At 70.4% G+C, this 14,938-nt stretch carries 18 protein-coding genes; 10 read left to right on the top strand and 8 right to left on the bottom strand.

The genetic code is table 11. The features are described from left to right. Nucleotides 1–49: 49 nt before the first annotated feature. The 3 genes from ilvN to miaA form a co-directional block, all read right to left on the bottom strand. On the bottom strand, nt 50–565 hold the full coding sequence (ilvN, locus tag PGN14_RS08685; protein ID WP_335299091.1) for an acetolactate synthase small subunit: 516 nt from the start codon (nt 563–565) through the stop codon (nt 50–52). Between the two features lie 139 nt (nt 566–704). After that, nucleotides 705–2,465, bottom strand: coding sequence for a biosynthetic-type acetolactate synthase large subunit (gene ilvB / locus PGN14_RS08680; protein ID WP_335299090.1), 1,761 nt, complete (start codon nt 2,463–2,465; stop codon nt 705–707). Between the two features lie 79 nt (nt 2,466–2,544). Next, a complete protein-coding gene (gene miaA, locus PGN14_RS08675) occupies nt 2,545–3,459 on the bottom strand; it encodes a tRNA (adenosine(37)-N6)-dimethylallyltransferase MiaA (RefSeq protein ID WP_335299203.1) in 915 nt (304 codons plus the stop codon). Here miaA and serB point away from each other — a divergent pair. Further along, nucleotides 3,458–4,339: a phosphoserine phosphatase SerB gene (gene serB, locus PGN14_RS08670; protein ID WP_335299089.1), complete on the top strand. Its 882-nt coding sequence runs from the start codon at nt 3,458–3,460 to the stop codon at nt 4,337–4,339. The two genes, miaA and serB, sit on opposite strands and share 2 nt — an antisense overlap. Nucleotides 4,340–4,434: 95 nt before the next feature. On the opposite strand, the gene PGN14_RS08665 is transcribed toward serB, so the two are convergent. The 3 genes from PGN14_RS08665 to PGN14_RS08655 all read right to left on the bottom strand — a co-directional run bounded on the left by PGN14_RS08665 (nt 4,435) and on the right by PGN14_RS08655 (nt 7,070). Beyond that, nucleotides 4,435–5,259, bottom strand: coding sequence for an alpha/beta fold hydrolase (locus PGN14_RS08665; RefSeq protein ID WP_335299088.1), 825 nt, complete (start codon nt 5,257–5,259; stop codon nt 4,435–4,437). Between the two features lie 171 nt (nt 5,260–5,430). Continuing rightward, nucleotides 5,431–6,519, bottom strand: coding sequence for a 3-dehydroquinate synthase (gene aroB, locus PGN14_RS08660; RefSeq protein WP_335299087.1), 1,089 nt, complete (start codon nt 6,517–6,519; stop codon nt 5,431–5,433). Further along, the gene (locus PGN14_RS08655; RefSeq protein ID WP_443019483.1) at nt 6,516–7,070 is read right to left on the bottom strand and encodes a shikimate kinase; all 555 of its coding nucleotides are present in this window, start codon (nt 7,068–7,070) and stop codon (nt 6,516–6,518) included. The genes aroB and PGN14_RS08655 overlap by 4 nt, the downstream gene beginning before the upstream one ends. Before the next feature lie 95 nt (nt 7,071–7,165). Between PGN14_RS08655 and PGN14_RS08650 the strand changes: the two genes are divergently transcribed. The 4 genes from PGN14_RS08650 (at nt 7,166) to PGN14_RS08635 (ending at nt 11,058) form a co-directional block, all read left to right on the top strand. Beyond that, the gene (locus tag PGN14_RS08650) at nt 7,166–7,303 is read left to right on the top strand and encodes a hypothetical protein (protein ID WP_335299085.1); all 138 of its coding nucleotides are present in this window, start codon (nt 7,166–7,168) and stop codon (nt 7,301–7,303) included. Beyond that, nucleotides 7,284–9,065 carry a hypothetical protein gene (locus PGN14_RS08645; protein ID WP_335299084.1) on the top strand — a complete coding sequence of 594 codons (1,782 nt, stop codon included), beginning with the start codon at nt 7,284–7,286 and terminating at the stop codon, nt 9,063–9,065. The genes PGN14_RS08650 and PGN14_RS08645 overlap by 20 nt, the downstream gene beginning before the upstream one ends. A 112-nt stretch (nt 9,066–9,177) precedes the next feature. Beyond that, complete coding sequence (locus tag PGN14_RS08640; protein ID WP_335299083.1) at nt 9,178–10,098, top strand: tyrosine recombinase; 921 nt, start codon at nt 9,178–9,180, stop codon at nt 10,096–10,098. A 9-nt stretch (nt 10,099–10,107) separates the two neighbouring features. Further along, on the top strand, nt 10,108–11,058 hold the full coding sequence (locus tag PGN14_RS08635; RefSeq protein ID WP_335299082.1) for an acetyl-CoA carboxylase carboxyltransferase subunit alpha: 951 nt from the start codon (nt 10,108–10,110) through the stop codon (nt 11,056–11,058). Between the two features lie 228 nt (nt 11,059–11,286). On the opposite strand, the gene PGN14_RS08630 is transcribed toward PGN14_RS08635, so the two are convergent. Together PGN14_RS08630 and PGN14_RS08625 are read right to left on the bottom strand one after the other, a co-directional pair. Then, nucleotides 11,287–11,454: a Flp family type IVb pilin gene (locus PGN14_RS08630; protein WP_335299081.1), complete on the bottom strand. Its 168-nt coding sequence runs from the start codon at nt 11,452–11,454 to the stop codon at nt 11,287–11,289. Between the two features lie 135 nt (nt 11,455–11,589). Beyond that, a complete protein-coding gene (locus PGN14_RS08625) occupies nt 11,590–11,781 on the bottom strand; it encodes a Flp family type IVb pilin (RefSeq protein WP_335299080.1) in 192 nt (63 codons plus the stop codon). A gap of 39 nt (nt 11,782–11,820) precedes the next feature. Here PGN14_RS08625 and PGN14_RS08620 point away from each other — a divergent pair, with 39 nt between their 5' ends. The 5 genes from PGN14_RS08620 to panB all read left to right on the top strand — a co-directional run bounded on the left by PGN14_RS08620 (nt 11,821) and on the right by panB (nt 14,911). After that, nucleotides 11,821–12,198, top strand: a complete 378-nt coding sequence (locus PGN14_RS08620) for a (deoxy)nucleoside triphosphate pyrophosphohydrolase (RefSeq protein ID WP_335299079.1) — start codon at nt 11,821–11,823, stop codon at nt 12,196–12,198. Nucleotides 12,199–12,241: 43 nt separating this feature from the next. Continuing rightward, nucleotides 12,242–13,087, top strand: coding sequence for a subclass B3 metallo-beta-lactamase (gene bla, locus PGN14_RS08615; RefSeq protein WP_335299078.1), 846 nt, complete (start codon nt 12,242–12,244; stop codon nt 13,085–13,087). Further along, nucleotides 13,084–13,431 (top strand): ArsC family reductase, encoded by a 348-nt coding sequence (locus tag PGN14_RS08610; RefSeq protein WP_335299077.1) that lies wholly within the window; start codon nt 13,084–13,086, stop codon nt 13,429–13,431. The genes bla and PGN14_RS08610 overlap by 4 nt, the downstream gene beginning before the upstream one ends. A 158-nt stretch (nt 13,432–13,589) precedes the next feature. Beyond that, on the top strand, nt 13,590–14,009 hold the full coding sequence (locus PGN14_RS08605) for a hypothetical protein (protein ID WP_335299076.1): 420 nt from the start codon (nt 13,590–13,592) through the stop codon (nt 14,007–14,009). A 23-nt stretch (nt 14,010–14,032) separates the two neighbouring features. After that, nucleotides 14,033–14,911 carry a 3-methyl-2-oxobutanoate hydroxymethyltransferase gene (gene panB, locus PGN14_RS08600; protein ID WP_335299075.1) on the top strand — a complete coding sequence of 293 codons (879 nt, stop codon included), beginning with the start codon at nt 14,033–14,035 and terminating at the stop codon, nt 14,909–14,911. Nucleotides 14,912–14,938: the final 27 nt, after the last annotated feature.

The following is a 14,938-nucleotide window of genomic DNA, read 5'->3' as shown; positions in this document are numbered from 1 at the left end:
CATCGCTGCGCGATGGGCCCCTCCCTCTCCCGATGGGAGAGGGGAATTCTTACGCCGCGTCCTTGCCGCGGGCGATGGCGACGATGCCGGTGCGGGCGACCTCGATCAGGCCGACTTCGCCCATCAGCTCGACGAACTTGTCGATCTTCTCGATCCCGCCGGTCACCTCGAAGACGAAGCTGCTGGTGGTCGCATCGACCACGCGCGCGCGATAGACGTCGGCGAGGCGCAGCGCCTCGATCCGGTGGTCGCCGGTGCCGCGCACCTTGACCAGCGCCAGTTCGCGCTCGACGTGCGGGCCTTCTGCGGTCAGGTCGTGGACGCGGTGGACCGGGATCAGCCGGTCGAGCTGCGCCACGATCTGCTCCAGCGTCGTGGGCGACGCGGAGGTGACGATCGTGATCCGGCTGACCGCCTTGTCGGCGGTCACCTCCGACACGGTCAGGCTCTCGATATTATAGCCGCGCGCGGTGAACAGGCCCGCGATCCGCGCCAGGATGCCGGGTTCGTTGTCGACGATGACCGCCAGCGTATGGCGCTCGGCTCTCTCTTCGCTGATGTGCATTATTCCTCCCCGGAACGGGGAGGGGGACCAGCCGCAGGCTGGTGGAGGGGGTTCTCCACCAGCGATCCGTCTGCGGCACTCCCCCTCCACCATGCTCCGCATGGTCCCCCTCCCCGTGCCGGGGAGGATCTCAATTCCCTTAAACCAGCGCCTTGGCCTCGTCGTCCATGGTGCCGCTGACCTCGTTCGCCTGGAGGATCATGTCGGTGTGCGCCGCACCCGACGGGATCATCGGGAAGCAATTGGCGAGCTTTGCCACCATGCAATCCACCATCACCGGGCCGTCGTGCGCCAGCATCTCCGCGATGCCTGCGTCGAGCTGGTCGGGCTGCTCGATACGGATGCCCTTCCAGCCATAGGCCTCGGCCAGCTTCACGAAATCGGGCAGCGAATCCAAATAGCTTTCGGCGTAGCGGCTCTCATAGGTCAGCTCCTGCCACTGGCGGACCATCCCCATATATTCGTTGTTCAGGATGAAGACCTTCACCGGCAGGCGATATTGCGTCGCCGTGGCCAGTTCCTGGATGTTCATCTGGATCGACGCCTCGCCCGCGATGTCGATCACCAGCGCCTTGGGATTGCCCAGCTGCGCGCCGATCGCGGCGGGCAGGCCATAGCCCATCGTGCCCAGCCCTCCGCTCGTCAGCCATTTGTTGGGCAGGTCGAAGCCGAAATGCTGCGCGGCCCACATCTGGTGCTGGCCCACCTCGGTGGTGATGATCGGCTGCTGACGATGCGTCGCCTCCCACAGCGCGCGGATCGCGCGTTGCGGCATGATCTCCTTTCCGGATTCCGGGAAGTCGAGGCAGCGCACCGCACGCCAGCCGTCGATACGCCGCCACCATTCCGACGTGTCGGGCTTCGGATGCTGACGCGACTTCCAGATGCGGACCATGTCCTCCATCGCGTGCCCGGCATCGGCGACGATGGCGAGGTCGATGCGCACCGTCTTGTTGATGCTCGACCGGTCGATGTCGATATGCACCTTGCGGCTGTTGGGGCTGAACGCGTCCAGTCGCCCGGTGACGCGATCGTCGAAGCGGCTGCCGATGGCGACGACCAGATCGGCCTGGTTCATCGCCATATTGGCTTCGTAGGTGCCGTGCATCCCCAGCATGCCCAGCCACTGCGGGCCGCTGGCGGGATAGGCACCCAGCCCCATCAGCGTCGAGGTGACCGGCGCGCCGGTGATCCGCGCCAGTTCCTGCAACAGCTGCGACGCGGCCGGGCCGGCGTTGATGATGCCGCCGCCGGTGTAGAACACCGGACGCTCGGCGGCGGCCAGCATGTCGACGACCTGCTCGATCGCGGCGCGGTCCGCCTTCAGCGCGGGCCGATAGGTCTTGTGCTGGATCGGGCCGGGCTTCTGATATTTCGCGGTGGCGACCTGCACGTTCTTCGGAATGTCGACCACGACCGGGCCGGGGCGGCCGGAGGTGGCGATATGGAACGCCTCATGGATCACGGGGCCGAGCCGCGCGGGATCCTTCACCAGATAATTGTGCTTCGTGCAGTGGCGCGTGATGCCGACGGTATCGGCCTCCTGAAACGCGTCCGAGCCGATCAGCGTCGTGGGCACCTGGCCGGTGATGACGACCATCGGGATCGAATCCATCAGCGCGTCGGTGATGCCGGTGACCGCGTTGGTCGCGCCCGGGCCGGAGGTGACGAGCACCACGCCCGGCTTCCCCGTGGCGCGGGCATAGCCCTCCGCGGCATGGGTCGCGGCCTGTTCGTGGCGCACCAGCACGTGGCGGATCCGCGGCGTGCCGCCGGCGGTATGCCGGAACAGCGCGTCGTAGATCGGCAGCACCGCGCCGCCCGGATAGCCGAACACGACCTCCACGCCGAGATCGCACAGCGCCTCGACCAGGATGTCTGCTCCGCTCTTCTCGGTCACGTCGTTTCTCCTCTTCGGGAATGCGCGGCCTTCCTTAGCCGCGATGGTCGCGGCGCGCTACGGCATCGAAAGTTGCACGTCAAACGCTTTCTGTGAAATAAAATTGCGAGTTGGCATCGGCGGAGCGGTGCCATGTCGGCGGCGGCTGGTGCCGGAACCACGTATATTGCCGCTTGGCATAGCGGCGCGTGGCGAGCTGCGCGCGGTCCAGCGCGGTGGTGCGGTCGATCGCGCCGGACAGCATCGCGGCGATCTCCGGCACGCCGATCGCGCGGCGGACCGGGGCGTCGGCGGGCAGGTCGCTACGGGCGAGCAGGCGCTCGACCTCCGCGATCGCGCCGCCGTCGAACATCTGGGTCAGCCGCGCGTCGCAGCGCTGCATCAGCGTCGCGCGATCGGGCAGCAGGACGAGCGCGCGCACATCGACCGTGTCACCGATGCCGCCGCTGCGCTGCGCCTGCCAGTCGGCGAGCGGGCGCCCGGTGCTGCGGATCACCTCCAGCGCGCGCGCCACCCGCGCGGTGTCCGCCGGCGCGAGCCGTGCGGCGGCACCGGGGTCCTCGCGCACCAGCGCGGCGTGCGCCGCCGCCACGGGGAGGGCGCGCACCGCCGCGCGGACGGCGGCGTCGATCTCCGGCACCGGGGCGATGCCGTCCAGCAAGGTGCGCAGGTAGAGCCCGGTGCCCCCGACCAGGATCGGCACCTGTCCCGCCGCATGGACCTCGGCGATGACGGCACGCGCGTCGGCGGCCCAGCGGGCGGCGGAACAGGCCTGCGCCCCGTCGATATAGCCGAACAGCCGGTGTGGCACGCGCGCCTCGTCCGCCGCATCGGGCCGGGCGGAGAGGATGCGCAGGTCGCGATACACCTGGCTGGCATCGGCATTGACCACCACGCCGCCGATCCGCTCCGCCAGCGCGATCGCGGCGGCGCTCTTGCCGCTGGCGGTCGGCCCTGCGATGAGCGCGACCTTCGGACGATCGGGGGAAGGCATGTTCACGGCGACGCTGATAGCAGCAGGGCGGCTGACGCCAAGCATCGCGGACGCGGCGCGCGCGCGGCTGGCGGCGGTGGGATGCGCCCCCGGCGAGGTGGCGTGGATCGATGCCGGCGATGCGGCGGACATTCCCTTTGCACAGGATCCGGCGGTGGCGCGCGGCGCGATCGAGGGCGCGTTCGACGGGGTCGACGTGGTGGTCCAGCCGGCGGCGGGGCGGCGCAAGATGCTGCTGGTCGCGGACATGGATTCGACCATGATCACGGTCGAGTGCATCGACGAACTGGCCGATTACGCCGGGCTGAAGCCACGCATCGCCGCGATCACCGAGGCGGCGATGCGCGGCGAACTGGATTTCGAGGGCGCGCTGGACGCCCGCGTCGGGCTGTTGAAGGGGCTGTCGGCGGGCGTGATCGACGAATGCCTGCGCGAGCGGGTGACGATCATGCCCGGCGCGCGCGAGCTGGTGCGCACGATGCGCGCGTGGGGCGCGCAGGCGGTGCTGGTGTCGGGCGGCTTCACGCGCTTCGCGGAGCCGGTGGCGCGCGAGATCGGCTTCGATCGTGCGATTGCCAACGTGCTGGAGATCGACGGCGACGCGCTGGCGGGGACGGTGGCGCGCCCGATCGTGGGGGCGGAGACGAAGCGCGCCACGCTGCTGGAGACGCGCGCCGCGCTCGGGCTGACGGCAGCGCAGACGCTGGCGGTGGGCGATGGTGCCAATGATCTGGCGATGATTGGCGTGGCGGGGCTGGGGGTGGCTTACCACGCCAAGCCGGTCGTCGCCGCGGCGGCGGCGACGCGGGTGGAGCACGGCGACCTGACCGCGCTGCTCTGGGCGCAGGGGGTGCCGAGAAGCGATTGGGTTTCCGTCTAGTGTTCCGGCGAACGCCGGAACCCAGGGCCACGCAGAACGACAGCCGTTGTCGCCCGTAACCCTGGGCTCCTGCGTTCGCAGGAGCGCGGGAGTGTCTACCGCCCCAGGAAGGTCAGCAGATCGCGCGTCAGGCGGTCGCTTTCGGTCGCGAACAGGCCGTGCGGTGCGCCGTCATATTCCACCAGCTGCGCGTCCGCGATGCCGCGTGCGGCCTGGCGCGCGCTGGCATCGATCGGCACCGTCTTGTCGCCGGTGCCGTGCAGCACCAGCGTCGGCACGCGGAAGGCGGGCAGGTCGGGACGGAAGTCGGTGTGGCCGAAGCTCTCCGCACATTTCAGCGTGCCCTGCAATCCCGCCTGCATCGCCAGCCGCCACGCCCAGTCGAGCTGCGCCTCGCTGACCGGGCTGGTGACATAGCCGACGCCGAAGAAGTCCTTGAAGAAGGTGCGGAAGAAGTTGGGTCGGTCCTTCAGGATGCCTTCGGCGATCTGCGCCAGCGCGTCCTCCGGCACGCCGTCGGGATTGTCGTCGGTCTTGAGCATATAGGGCACGACCGACCCGATCAGCGCGGCGGAGACGACGCCCTTGCCGCCATGGCGCGACATGTAGCGCGCGACCTCGCCGCCGCCCATCGAGAAGCCGACCAGCGTCACGTCCTCGGTCGCGCCGGCGGCTTCCATCACGTCGCGCAGGTCGTCGGTCAGCGTGTCATAATCGTAGCCCGACCACGGCTGCCCCGACCGCCCGAACCCGCGCCGGTCGTAGGCGATCGCGCGAAAGCCGGCATCGGCCAGCGCCTTCATCTGCGGGTCCCAACTGTCCGACGACAGCGGCCAGCCGTGGATCAGGACGACGGGGCGGCCCTGGCCCCAGTCCTTCACATAGATGTCGGTGCCGTCGCGGGTGGTGACATAGGGCATGGGAGGCTCCTGATGGGGATCAGGTGCGGTAACGGGCCGTGGCGGAGGGCGTTCCGCCTTTTAAGCCCCTCCCCTTCAGGGGAGGGGTTTGGGGGTGGGGGAGGTCTCACCGAGACCAGCGCCCTTGGCTCTTGACTGCCCCACCCCAACCCCTCCCCCGAGGGGGGGCTTTTAAGTCAAAAACGCCTCGACCTTCGCCAGATCGACCGTCTTGTCGAGGTACGTCTGTCCTACGCCCCGTGCCAGCAGGAACGGCAGCGTCCCGGCCGCCATCTTCTTGTCGTGGCGCATATGCTCGACCAGCCGAGCCGCGGGCGCGTCGATCCCGGCGGCGGCGAGGCCATCGGGCAACCCGCTCGCGCGCCAGTGCGCCGCCACCCGCTCCGCCTCCTCGCGCGGACATAGCCCGGTCGCGGCGGAGAAGCCGAACGCCAGCGCGCAGCCCGCCGCCACCGCCTCGCCGTGGAGCAGCCGGTCGGAGAAGCCCGCCTCCGCCTCCAGCGCATGGCCGAAGGTATGCCCCAGGTTGAGCAGCGCGCGGCGACCGGTGGTCTCGAACTCGTCCTCGCCAACGATCCGCGCCTTGGCGGCGACCGAATGCGCGATCGCATGGGTGCGTGCCGCCGCGTCGCCCGCCAGCAGCGCGGCGCCGTTCGCCTCGCACCAGGCGAAGAAACCGGCGTCGTCGATCAGCCCGTATTTCACCACCTCGGCATAGCCGGCGCGGACCTGCCGCGCGGGCAAGGTGTCGAGCACGTCGGGGTCGATCAGCACCATGCGCGGCTGGTGGAACGCGCCGATCAGATTCTTGCCCGCGCGCGCGTTGATCCCGGTCTTGCCGCCGACCGACGAATCGACCTGCGCCAGCAAGGTGGTGGGGATCTGCACGAAGCCGCACCCGCGCTTCAGGATCGCGGTGGCGAAGCCGACCAGATCGCCGATCACGCCACCACCCAGCGCGATGACATGATCGCCGCGCTCGGTCCCCAGCTCCAGCAGGCGGTCGGTCAGCCGCTCCAGCGTGGCCCAGCTCTTCGATCCCTCGCCCGCGGGCAGCACGATATGGTGATGCGCGACCCCCGCGGCGTCCAGCGAGCGCGTCAGCGTGGCGAGATGGGGTGCGACATTCTCGTCCGCGACGATCGTCATCGCGCGCCCGCGGGCGATCGGCGCCAGCAGCTCGCCAGCCCGCGCCAGCAGGCCGCTTTCGATGCGCACCTCGTAGCTGCGCTCGCCCAGCGCCACCGGAATGATCGTCACTTGCCTATCGCCTCCAGGATCGCGCGCACGGTCGTTTCGTGCGGGGCATGGCCGCTTTCGATGCGGATCGGGGCCTGCGCGTAGAGCGGGTTGCGCACCGCCGCCAGCTCGCCCAGCACCTTGAGCGGGTCCTTGCCGCGCAGCAGCGGACGGGTGTCGCGCCGCCCGACGCGCTCCGCCAGCACATGGACCGGCGCGTCGAGCCAGATCGTCAGCGCCTCCGCCAGGATCAGCGCGCGCGTCTCGTCGTTGACGAAGGCGCCGCCGCCGGTCGCGATCACCTTGGGCCGCCCGTCCATCAGGCGGTGGATCACGCGGCGCTCGCCGTCGCGGAAATACGGTTCGCCGAACTTGGCGAAGATGTCGCTGATCGACATGCCCGCCGCCGTCTCGATCTCCGTATCGGCATCGACGAACGGCAGCCCCAGCCGCGTTGCCAGCCGCCGCCCGACCGTCGACTTGCCGGTCGCCATCAGCCCCACCAGCACGATCGGCTGGCCGGTCCAGAGCGGGGATGGGCGCGGTTTGGTCACGGGTGGGCTTTGCAACATCGTTCACCCGGCTATACAGCGCGGGTCGGCGTCGGCAACAGACCGCGAGCGTGACTGTTCTGACGTGGCCGTATTAGCGTGACGGGGAAATGTTGATGTCTCGGTTGATCGTCTCCGTCGTGGTGCTGCTGGCCATCGTGCTGGGTGCCCTGTTCTTCCTCGCCGGGCGCGCCACCGAGCAGCCGACGACGCGGGTCGAGAAGGCGGTCGAGCTTGGCAACCTCGCGAGCTAGGCGCGCGCTGCTGGCCGGCGCCACGGCGCTGGCCATCGCGGCCGCCGCGGTCGCGCAGGACCGTCCCGAATCGCTGCTGCCGCCGGGTTTCTCCGATCCGTCGCCCGCGTCCGGCGCCGCACCGCGCACGCCTGTGCCGGTGGCGACCGGCGCGTCGACGACCGGCCCGTCGACGACGGGTGCGGTGCCGATGGTGCAGCCGCTGCCGACGCCCGCTTCGTCGCCATCGCCTTCCCCCACCGCCAGCCCGTCGCCGTTGCCGACCCCGCGTTACGAGATGCCGGCCTTCGCGCGCCGCTCGCTGACGCGGGTGGGGGCGAGCGACGCCTTCGCGGGCGATGCCTTCGGTGCGGCGGACGGTCGCTATCTGGAGGCGCTGATGCGGCGGCTGTCGGCGCCGCTGCCGTCGCGCTGGCTGTCGATCGCGCTGCGCCGGATGCTGGTGGCGCGGGTCGACACGCCCGCCGGGGTGGACGGTGCGGATTTCGCCGCGGAACGCGCGTGGCTGCTGCTGCGGATGGGCGAGGCGAGCGGCGCGCGCGCCGTGGTGCAGGCGGTCGACACCGACCGCGTCACGCCCAAGCTGCGGCAGGTGTGGATGCAGGCGGCGCTCGCCACCGCCGATCCCGCCGGCCTGTGTCCGCTGGCGGACGGCGCGGGCAACAGCGAGCGCGGGTGGATCGTGGCGCGCGCGATGTGCGCCGGGCTGACCGGCAATGCGAAGGCGCAGCCGCTGATCGCCGACGTGCGCCGCCGCCGCGTGGCGAGCGGGGTGGACCTGCAACTGGCGCAGAAGGTGATGGGCGCCGGGCTCAACAGCCGCCAGGCGATCACGATCGAATGGGCGCCCGTCACCGAATTGTCGGCGTGGCGATTCGGGCTGGCGACCGCGACGGGGGTCGCGATCCCGGCGGAACTCTATGCCACGGTCGGGCCGCAGGTGGTGGCGTGGCGCGCGCTGGCGCCCGCCGTGCCGCTGGCGGAGCGCGCCGCACCCGCGGAGGCGGCGGCGGCGATGGGAGTGATCTCCAACGCGGCGCTGGTCGACCTGTATTCCGCACTGGCGGACGCGGACGAGACCCCGGCGGCGCAGGCGCGCACCGCCAACGCGCTGCGCGATGCCTATGCCGCGAGCGACGCCGGCGCGCGTGCCGATGCGATGCAGCGGCTGTGGGACGAGGCGGAGACGCCCGCGGCGCGCTACGCCCGGCTGGTGCTGACCGCGCGCGCGGCGGCGCGGCTGCCGGTGACCGACGGCAATGCGCGCGCCGACCGGCTGGTCGCGTCGATGCTGACCGCGGGGCTGGATCGCACCGCGATGCGCTGGAGCGGGCATGTGAAGGAGGGCGGCGACGGCTGGGCGATGCTGCTGCTGGCGGATCCCGATGCGATCGCGCGGCTGCCGGGCGGCATCGTCGGCAGCTATGCGCCCGAAGGGCCGCTGGCGGAGCGCAAGCGACAGCTGTTCTTCGCCGCGCTGGCGGGGCTGGGGCGGCTGTCGTCGTCCGACATGGAGGAGCGCGCGTCGGCGCTGGACGTGCGCATCGGCGCGGAGAACAGCTGGACCCGCGCGATCGACCGCGCCGCGCGCGAGCGGCAGGCGGGTACGGTATTGCTGCTGTCCGCGGTGGGGATGCAGAGCGGGCGCTGGAGCGGCATCCCGCCGGCGGCGCTGTACCGCGTCGTCTCCAGCCTGCGCGCGGTCGGGCTGGACGGCGAGGCGCGGATGATCGCCGCGGAGGCGATCGCGCGGGTGGGGTGATGGGCGCCCCCGGGCGTGTGCTCCGGCGAGCGCCGGAGCCCAGGGTTGCGCACGGTGACCCGTGTTGCTTTGCCTGGCCCTGGGTTCCGGCGTTCGCCGGAACACGGATCCCATGACCGACCGCGACGCCATAGAGCGCTTTCTGGAGATGATGGCGGCGCAGGCCGGTGCGGCGGCGAATACGCTGGCGGCGTATCGACGCGACCTGACGCTCGCGTCCGACGTGCTGGAGGGCGGATTGGCCGACGCGGACGCCGATGCGCTGGCGCGGCTGGCGGAGGGCTGGCGCGACCTGTCGCGCGCCACCGTCGCGCGCAAGGCGGCGGCGCTGCGGCGCTTCTTCGGTTTCCTGCACGACGAGGGCGACCGGACGGACGATCCGTCGCCCGCGCTGCCGCGCCCCGGCACGCGCCGCGCGCTGCCGCGCACGCTGAGCCATGCCGATGTCGATCGCCTGTTCGCCGCCGTCGCCGCGCGGCTGGCGCGCGATCCGCCGATCGCCACCGACCTGCGCCTCGCCGCGCTGATCGAGCTGCTCTATGGCAGCGGGCTGCGCGCCAGCGAGCTGGTGTCGCTGCCGCGTAATGCGATCCATCCCGACCGCCCGTTCCTGATCCTGAAGGGCAAGGGCGGGCGCGAGCGGCTGGTGCCGCTGTCGGATCGTGCGCGTGCCGCGGTGGCGGCGTGGCGCGGTCATGTCCCCGCCACCGCCGCGTTCCTGTTCCCGTCGGGCGGTACGCATATCTCGCGCGTGCGGCTGTTCCAACTGGTCCGCGCGCTCGCCGCGGAGGCCGGCATCCCGCCCGACCGGATCAGCCCGCACGTCCTGCGCCACGCCTTCGCCACGCACCTGCTGGAAGGCGGGGCGGACCTGCGCGCGTTGCAGACGATGCTGGGCCATGCCGACATCGCCACGACCGAAATCTACACCCATGTCGACCGCCGCCGGCTGGTCGATCTGGTCAACGAGCGGCATCCGTTGGAAGAGGCGCTGGAAGCCGCGCTCGTTGACGCATCGGTGTCGCGGACGTAACGGCGCGCGATGCCCAGTTTCCTCGACTTCGAAAAGCCCATTGCGGAGCTTCAGGCGCGCATCGACGAATTGCGCGACACCGGTGCCGATGGCGGCGTCGATATCTCCGCCGAAATCGCCAAGTTGCAGGCGAAGTCGGACCGGCTGTTGAAGGATACGTTCGCGAAGCTGTCGCCGTGGCAGAAGACGCAGGTCGCGCGCCATCCGGAGCGGCCGCACTTTAAACATTATGTCGCCGCGCTGTTCGAGGAGTTCCTGCCGCTGGCGGGCGATCGCGCGTTCGGCGACGATCAGGCGATCCTGGGCGGGTTCGCCACCTTCCGCGGGCAGCGCGTCATGGTGCTGGGGCATGAGAAGGGCGACGACACCGCCAGCCGGCTGCGCCACAATTTCGGCATGGGCAAGCCGGAGGGCTATCGCAAGGCGATCCGGCTGATGGAACTGGCCGATCGTGCGCGGCTGCCGGTGCTGACGCTGGTCGATACTTCGGGGGCCTTCCCTGGCATCCAGGCGGAGGAGCGCGGCCAGGCCGAGGCGATCGCACGTTCGACAGAGGCGTGCCTGGCACTGGGCGTGCCGATGGTCGCCGCGGTGGTGGGCGAGGGCGGCTCCGGCGGCGCGATCGCGCTGGCCAGCGGCAACCGCGTGCTGATGTTCGAACATGCCGTCTATTCGGTGATCTCGCCCGAGGGCTGCGCCTCGATCCTGTGGCGCACCGCGGACAAGGCGGCGGATGCGGCCGAGGCGATGAAGGTGACCGCGCAGGACCTGAAGGCGCTGGGTGTGATCGACGGGATCGTGCCCGAGCCGGTCGGCGGTGCGCATCGCGACCCCGCCGCGGCGATCGCGGCGCTGGGCGATGCGATGGAGGCGCAGCTGCGCGACCTGACCGGCATGGGCGCCGACGCGTTGCGCAAGGATCGGCGGCAGAAGTTCCTGAAGATGGGGCGCGTGGCTTAGCCCACCCCGGCGATCGGCACGCGCCGATCCGCCGCAACTTCTGTTCCCCGGCGCAGGCCGGGGTCCAGTCGCGGACACGTCTGCAACATGCCGAAGCCGCTGCCGACTGGACCCCGGCCTGCGCCGGGGAACAGGGGAGCAGTTGCGCCGTCACCAAGGGCCAAACGAAAAGGGCGGCGGAACCGGAGTTCCGCCGCCCTTCGTGATCCGCGATGGATCGAACGCGTGTTACGCGGTCGCCATCTTGGTGGTGACGGAGCCGAAGGTGTTCTGCAGCTGGTTGCCCAGGCCCTTCATGGCGGCGATGGCGGCGACGGCGATCAGCGCGGCGATCAGGCCGTACTCGATCGCGGTGGCGGCCTTGTTGTTCTTGATGAACTTGCGAATGGACTGCATGTCGATCTCCATGGACACTTGAAGCTTCAGTTACCCGGCCAGCCACCCTTCGAAAGCGGCTTCAGCAACAGCCGATCTAAGCAGGCTCGGTTGACAAAGGTTTAAGCTGCGACGGCTGCGACGGTGAAAAGATGCTTAACGCGCGACAACCAGATAACTGGCGACATAGTCCCACAAATTGTTGTTGGCGGCCGACCAGTTGTTCATCGCGGTGACGAGCGCGAGGGCGATCACGGCGAGGATCATGCCATATTCGATCGCGGTCGCACCGCGCGAATCGGCAGCGACGCGGATCAGGCGGGCAACAAGGCGGAGCGGGCGCAGCATGGTCCGCGTCATAATGGGTAGCGGGTTAAGGAACGGTCGATGACGATCCTGGTGGTGGCGGCGGCGCTGACCGACGCGCAGGGCCGCTGCCTGATGCAGCGCCGCCCGGCGCACAAGCAGCATGGCGGGCTGTGGGAATTCCCCGGCGGCAAGGTGGAGCCGGGCGAGGCGCCCGCGGCGGCGCTGGTGCGCGAACTGGCGGAGGAACTGGACATCGTCGTCGCACCCGATGCGCTGGCGCCGCTGTCGTTCGCCACCGACGGCGCGGTGCTGATGCTGCTGTATCGCTGTACGCGCTGGCAGGGGATGCCGCGCGCGCTGGCGGCGGATGCGCTGTGCTGGGACGTGCCGGCGCGTCTCGCCGCCTTGCCGATGCCGCCGGTGGACGTGCCGCTGGTGGCGGTGTTGTGCGGATGATCGTGGTTGCCGCGGGCGGCGCGCTTCGCCCATAACCGGGCGGATGAAGCGCCTCCTGCTCGCTGCCGTTCTGCCGGCCGCCGTTCTGCTCGCCGCCCCCGCCGCGGCGCAGCTCGACCCGCCCGCCTGGACGCGGCCGATCCCGCCGGTCCGGCTGATCGGCCCGGTCGACTATGTCGGTACGCAGGGGCTGGCGGCCTATCTGATCCGCACCCGTGACGGCGCGATCCTGATCGATGCGACGATGGCGGAGAACGCGCCCGCGATCGAGCGCAACATCCAGGCGCTGGGCGTGCGGCTGCGCGACGTGAAGCTGATCCTGGTCAGCCACGCGCATTTCGACCATGCCGCCGGGCTGGCCGCGATGCGTCGCGATACCGGGGCACAGGTGGTTGCCGGCGCGGGCGATGTCGAGGCGCTGGAGACGGGCATCCCGCCCGGCGAGACGAACTATGGCGTGGTCCGCTTCCCCGCGGTGCCCGTCGCACGGCGGGTGCGCGACGGCGACAAAGTGACGCTGGGCGGCGTCACGCTGCGCGCGGTGGCGACGCCGGGGCATACGCCGGGCTGCTTCACCTGGACGATGCGGATCGCACAGCGCGGGCGCCCGCTCGACATCGTCTTTCCGTGCAGCGTGACGGTGGCGGGCAACAAGCTGTTCGGCAACGCGCGCTATCCGCGGATCGTGCAGGATTATCGCGCCAGCATCGCGCGGCTGGCGGCGTTGCATGCCGACGTGGTGCTGCCCGCGCATCCCGAGATGGCCGACGTGCTGGAGCGCGCGAAGGCGGGGACGCTGGTCGCCCCGGGGCTGCTGCGCCAGATCGTGCTGAAGGCACGCGACGATTTCGACCGCGAGTGGCTGCGACAGGGAAGGACCGCGCGATGACCGTGACGATGTACGGCATCCCCAATTGCGATACGATCAAGAAGGCGCGAACCTGGCTGGAGGAGGCGGGCGTGGCGTTCGCCTTCCACGATTACAAGAAAGCGGGCATCGATGCCGCGACGCTCGACGGGTGGATCGATGTGATGGGGTGGGAGGTGCTGCTCAACCGTGCCGGCACCACCTTTCGCAAGCTGCCCGAGGAACAGCGGCAGGGCGTGGATCGCGCGCGGGCCACGGCGCTGATGCTGGCGCAGCCGTCGATGATCAAGCGCCCGGTGTTGGTGCATGACGGCGGGATCGAGGTCGGGTTCAAGCCGGAGCGTTACGCCACGCTGTTCGGGTAGGTGCCGTCCTGCTCCTGCGCACCCAGGAGCCCAGGGTGGCCTGTTCCGAACGGCGTCGCTCTGCGTGGCCCTGGGTTCCGGCGTTCGCCGGAACACGAGGTTGCCTTTGCCCGCGACCGGCATCATCCTCACCCCGATCAAGGGGAGGGGACACGAACATGCGCGGGCCGTGGTGGTTCAGACTGGCGACGATCGCCTTCCTGCTATGGGCGCTGATGGGCGTGTTCGCCTGCATCCAGCAGTTCCGGCTGGGTGCCGAGGCGATGGGGCCGGCGAGCGATTACGATCGCGCGCTCTTCGCGCGGCTGCCGATCTGGTACATGGCAGATTATGCGGTGGCGACGGGCACCGCGCTGTTGGGGGCGCTCGCGCTGCTCGCCGGCTCGGTGCTCGCGATCCCGCTGCTGACGATCTCGCTGGTGGCTGTCATGATCCAGTTCGGCTGGATGTTCGCGATGACCGACATCATCGCGGCAAAGGGCATCTGGACGATCTATTTCCCGCTGCTGATCACCGCCATCGCCGCGGTCGCGCTGCGGCTGGCGCATCTCGCGCGTCGGCGCAGGTGGATCGCGTGAGGACAAGGGGTTAAGAGGCCTTCATGTCAACGACCTTCACGATCGACAGCGCGACCAGCCGCGCCAATCCCGTCGCCGCGCCGATGAAGCGGCTGACCGTGCCCGCGATCCGCAACCGCAAGGCGGCGATCGCGGAGGGCAAGGGCGAGCCGCTGGTGATGCTGACCGCCTATACCGTGCGCATGGCGCAGCTGATGGATCCGCATTGCGACCTGCTGCTGGTCGGCGACAGCCTGGGGCAGGTGATCTACGGCCTGCCCAGCACCGTGCCGGTCACGCTGGAGATGATGGCGGCGCATGGCGCGGCGGTGGTGCGCGGCAGCTATCATGCGGTGGTCGTCATCGACATGCCCTTCGGCAGCTACGAGGCGTCGCCGCAGCAGGCGTTCGAGAGTGCCGCCTATCTGCTGAAGCAGACCGGCGCCGCGGCGGTGAAGCTGGAGGGCGGGGCGGCGATGGCGCCGACGGTCGCCTTCCTGTCGGAGCGCGGCATCCCCGTCATCGGCCATGTCGGGCTGACGCCGCAGGCGGTCAACGCGCTGGGCGGCTATGGCGCGCGCGGGCGCAGCGCGGCGGAGGCGGAGAAGATCGTCGGCGACGCGCGCGCGATGGCCGATGCCGGCGCCTTCGCGGTGCTGATCGAGGGCGTGGTGGAGCCGATCGCGGTCGAGATCACGCGCGCCATCACGGTGCCGACGATCGGCATCGGCGCGTCGGCGGAATGCGACGGGCAGGTGCTGGTGGCCGAGGACATGCTGGGCCTGTTCGAGCGGACGCCGCGTTTCGTGAAGCGTTACGGGGACATGGCGGCATTTGTTGCGGAACGGGTGGAGGAATATGCGGGCGAGGTGCGAAGCCGCGCCTTTCCCTCCGCGGAACAGACCTACGCGCCCAAGTCGTGACGCGCGCCTGCGCACCCTTTCGCTCGG

Origin of the sequence: Sphingomonas adhaesiva, assembly GCF_036946305.1 — a bacterium.
GTDB lineage: Bacteria > Pseudomonadota > Alphaproteobacteria > Sphingomonadales > Sphingomonadaceae > Sphingomonas > Sphingomonas adhaesiva_B.
The sequence above is the reverse complement of the archived record's forward strand: the minus strand, read 5'-3'. Positions and strand labels throughout refer to the sequence as shown.

What these genes read in the sequence shown, in the direction of transcription:
- ilvN (WP_335299091.1), bottom strand. Translation starts at nt 565, where the DNA reads ATGCACATCAGCGAAGAGAGAGCCGAGCGCCATACGCTGGCGGTCATC.
- PGN14_RS08610 (WP_335299077.1), top strand. Translation starts at nt 13,084, where the DNA reads ATGACCGTGACGATGTACGGCATCCCCAATTGCGATACGATCAAGAAG.
- bla (WP_335299078.1), top strand. Translation starts at nt 12,242, where the DNA reads ATGAAGCGCCTCCTGCTCGCTGCCGTTCTGCCGGCCGCCGTTCTGCTC.
- PGN14_RS08635 (WP_335299082.1), top strand. Translation starts at nt 10,108, where the DNA reads ATGCCCAGTTTCCTCGACTTCGAAAAGCCCATTGCGGAGCTTCAGGCG.
- PGN14_RS08630 (WP_335299081.1), bottom strand. Translation starts at nt 11,454, where the DNA reads ATGCAGTCCATTCGCAAGTTCATCAAGAACAACAAGGCCGCCACCGCG.
- serB (WP_335299089.1), top strand. Translation starts at nt 3,458, where the DNA reads ATGTTCACGGCGACGCTGATAGCAGCAGGGCGGCTGACGCCAAGCATC.
- PGN14_RS08640 (WP_335299083.1), top strand. Translation starts at nt 9,178, where the DNA reads ATGACCGACCGCGACGCCATAGAGCGCTTTCTGGAGATGATGGCGGCG.
- PGN14_RS08625 (WP_335299080.1), bottom strand. Translation starts at nt 11,781, where the DNA reads ATGCTGCGCCCGCTCCGCCTTGTTGCCCGCCTGATCCGCGTCGCTGCC.
- miaA (WP_335299203.1), bottom strand. Translation starts at nt 3,459, where the DNA reads ATGCCTTCCCCCGATCGTCCGAAGGTCGCGCTCATCGCAGGGCCGACC.
- PGN14_RS08605 (WP_335299076.1), top strand. Translation starts at nt 13,590, where the DNA reads ATGCGCGGGCCGTGGTGGTTCAGACTGGCGACGATCGCCTTCCTGCTA.
- PGN14_RS08620 (WP_335299079.1), top strand. Translation starts at nt 11,821, where the DNA reads ATGACGATCCTGGTGGTGGCGGCGGCGCTGACCGACGCGCAGGGCCGC.
- PGN14_RS08655 (WP_443019483.1), bottom strand. Translation starts at nt 7,070, where the DNA reads ATGTTGCAAAGCCCACCCGTGACCAAACCGCGCCCATCCCCGCTCTGG.
- panB (WP_335299075.1), top strand. Translation starts at nt 14,033, where the DNA reads ATGTCAACGACCTTCACGATCGACAGCGCGACCAGCCGCGCCAATCCC.
- PGN14_RS08665 (WP_335299088.1), bottom strand. Translation starts at nt 5,259, where the DNA reads ATGCCCTATGTCACCACCCGCGACGGCACCGACATCTATGTGAAGGAC.
- PGN14_RS08650 (WP_335299085.1), top strand. Translation starts at nt 7,166, where the DNA reads ATGTCTCGGTTGATCGTCTCCGTCGTGGTGCTGCTGGCCATCGTGCTG.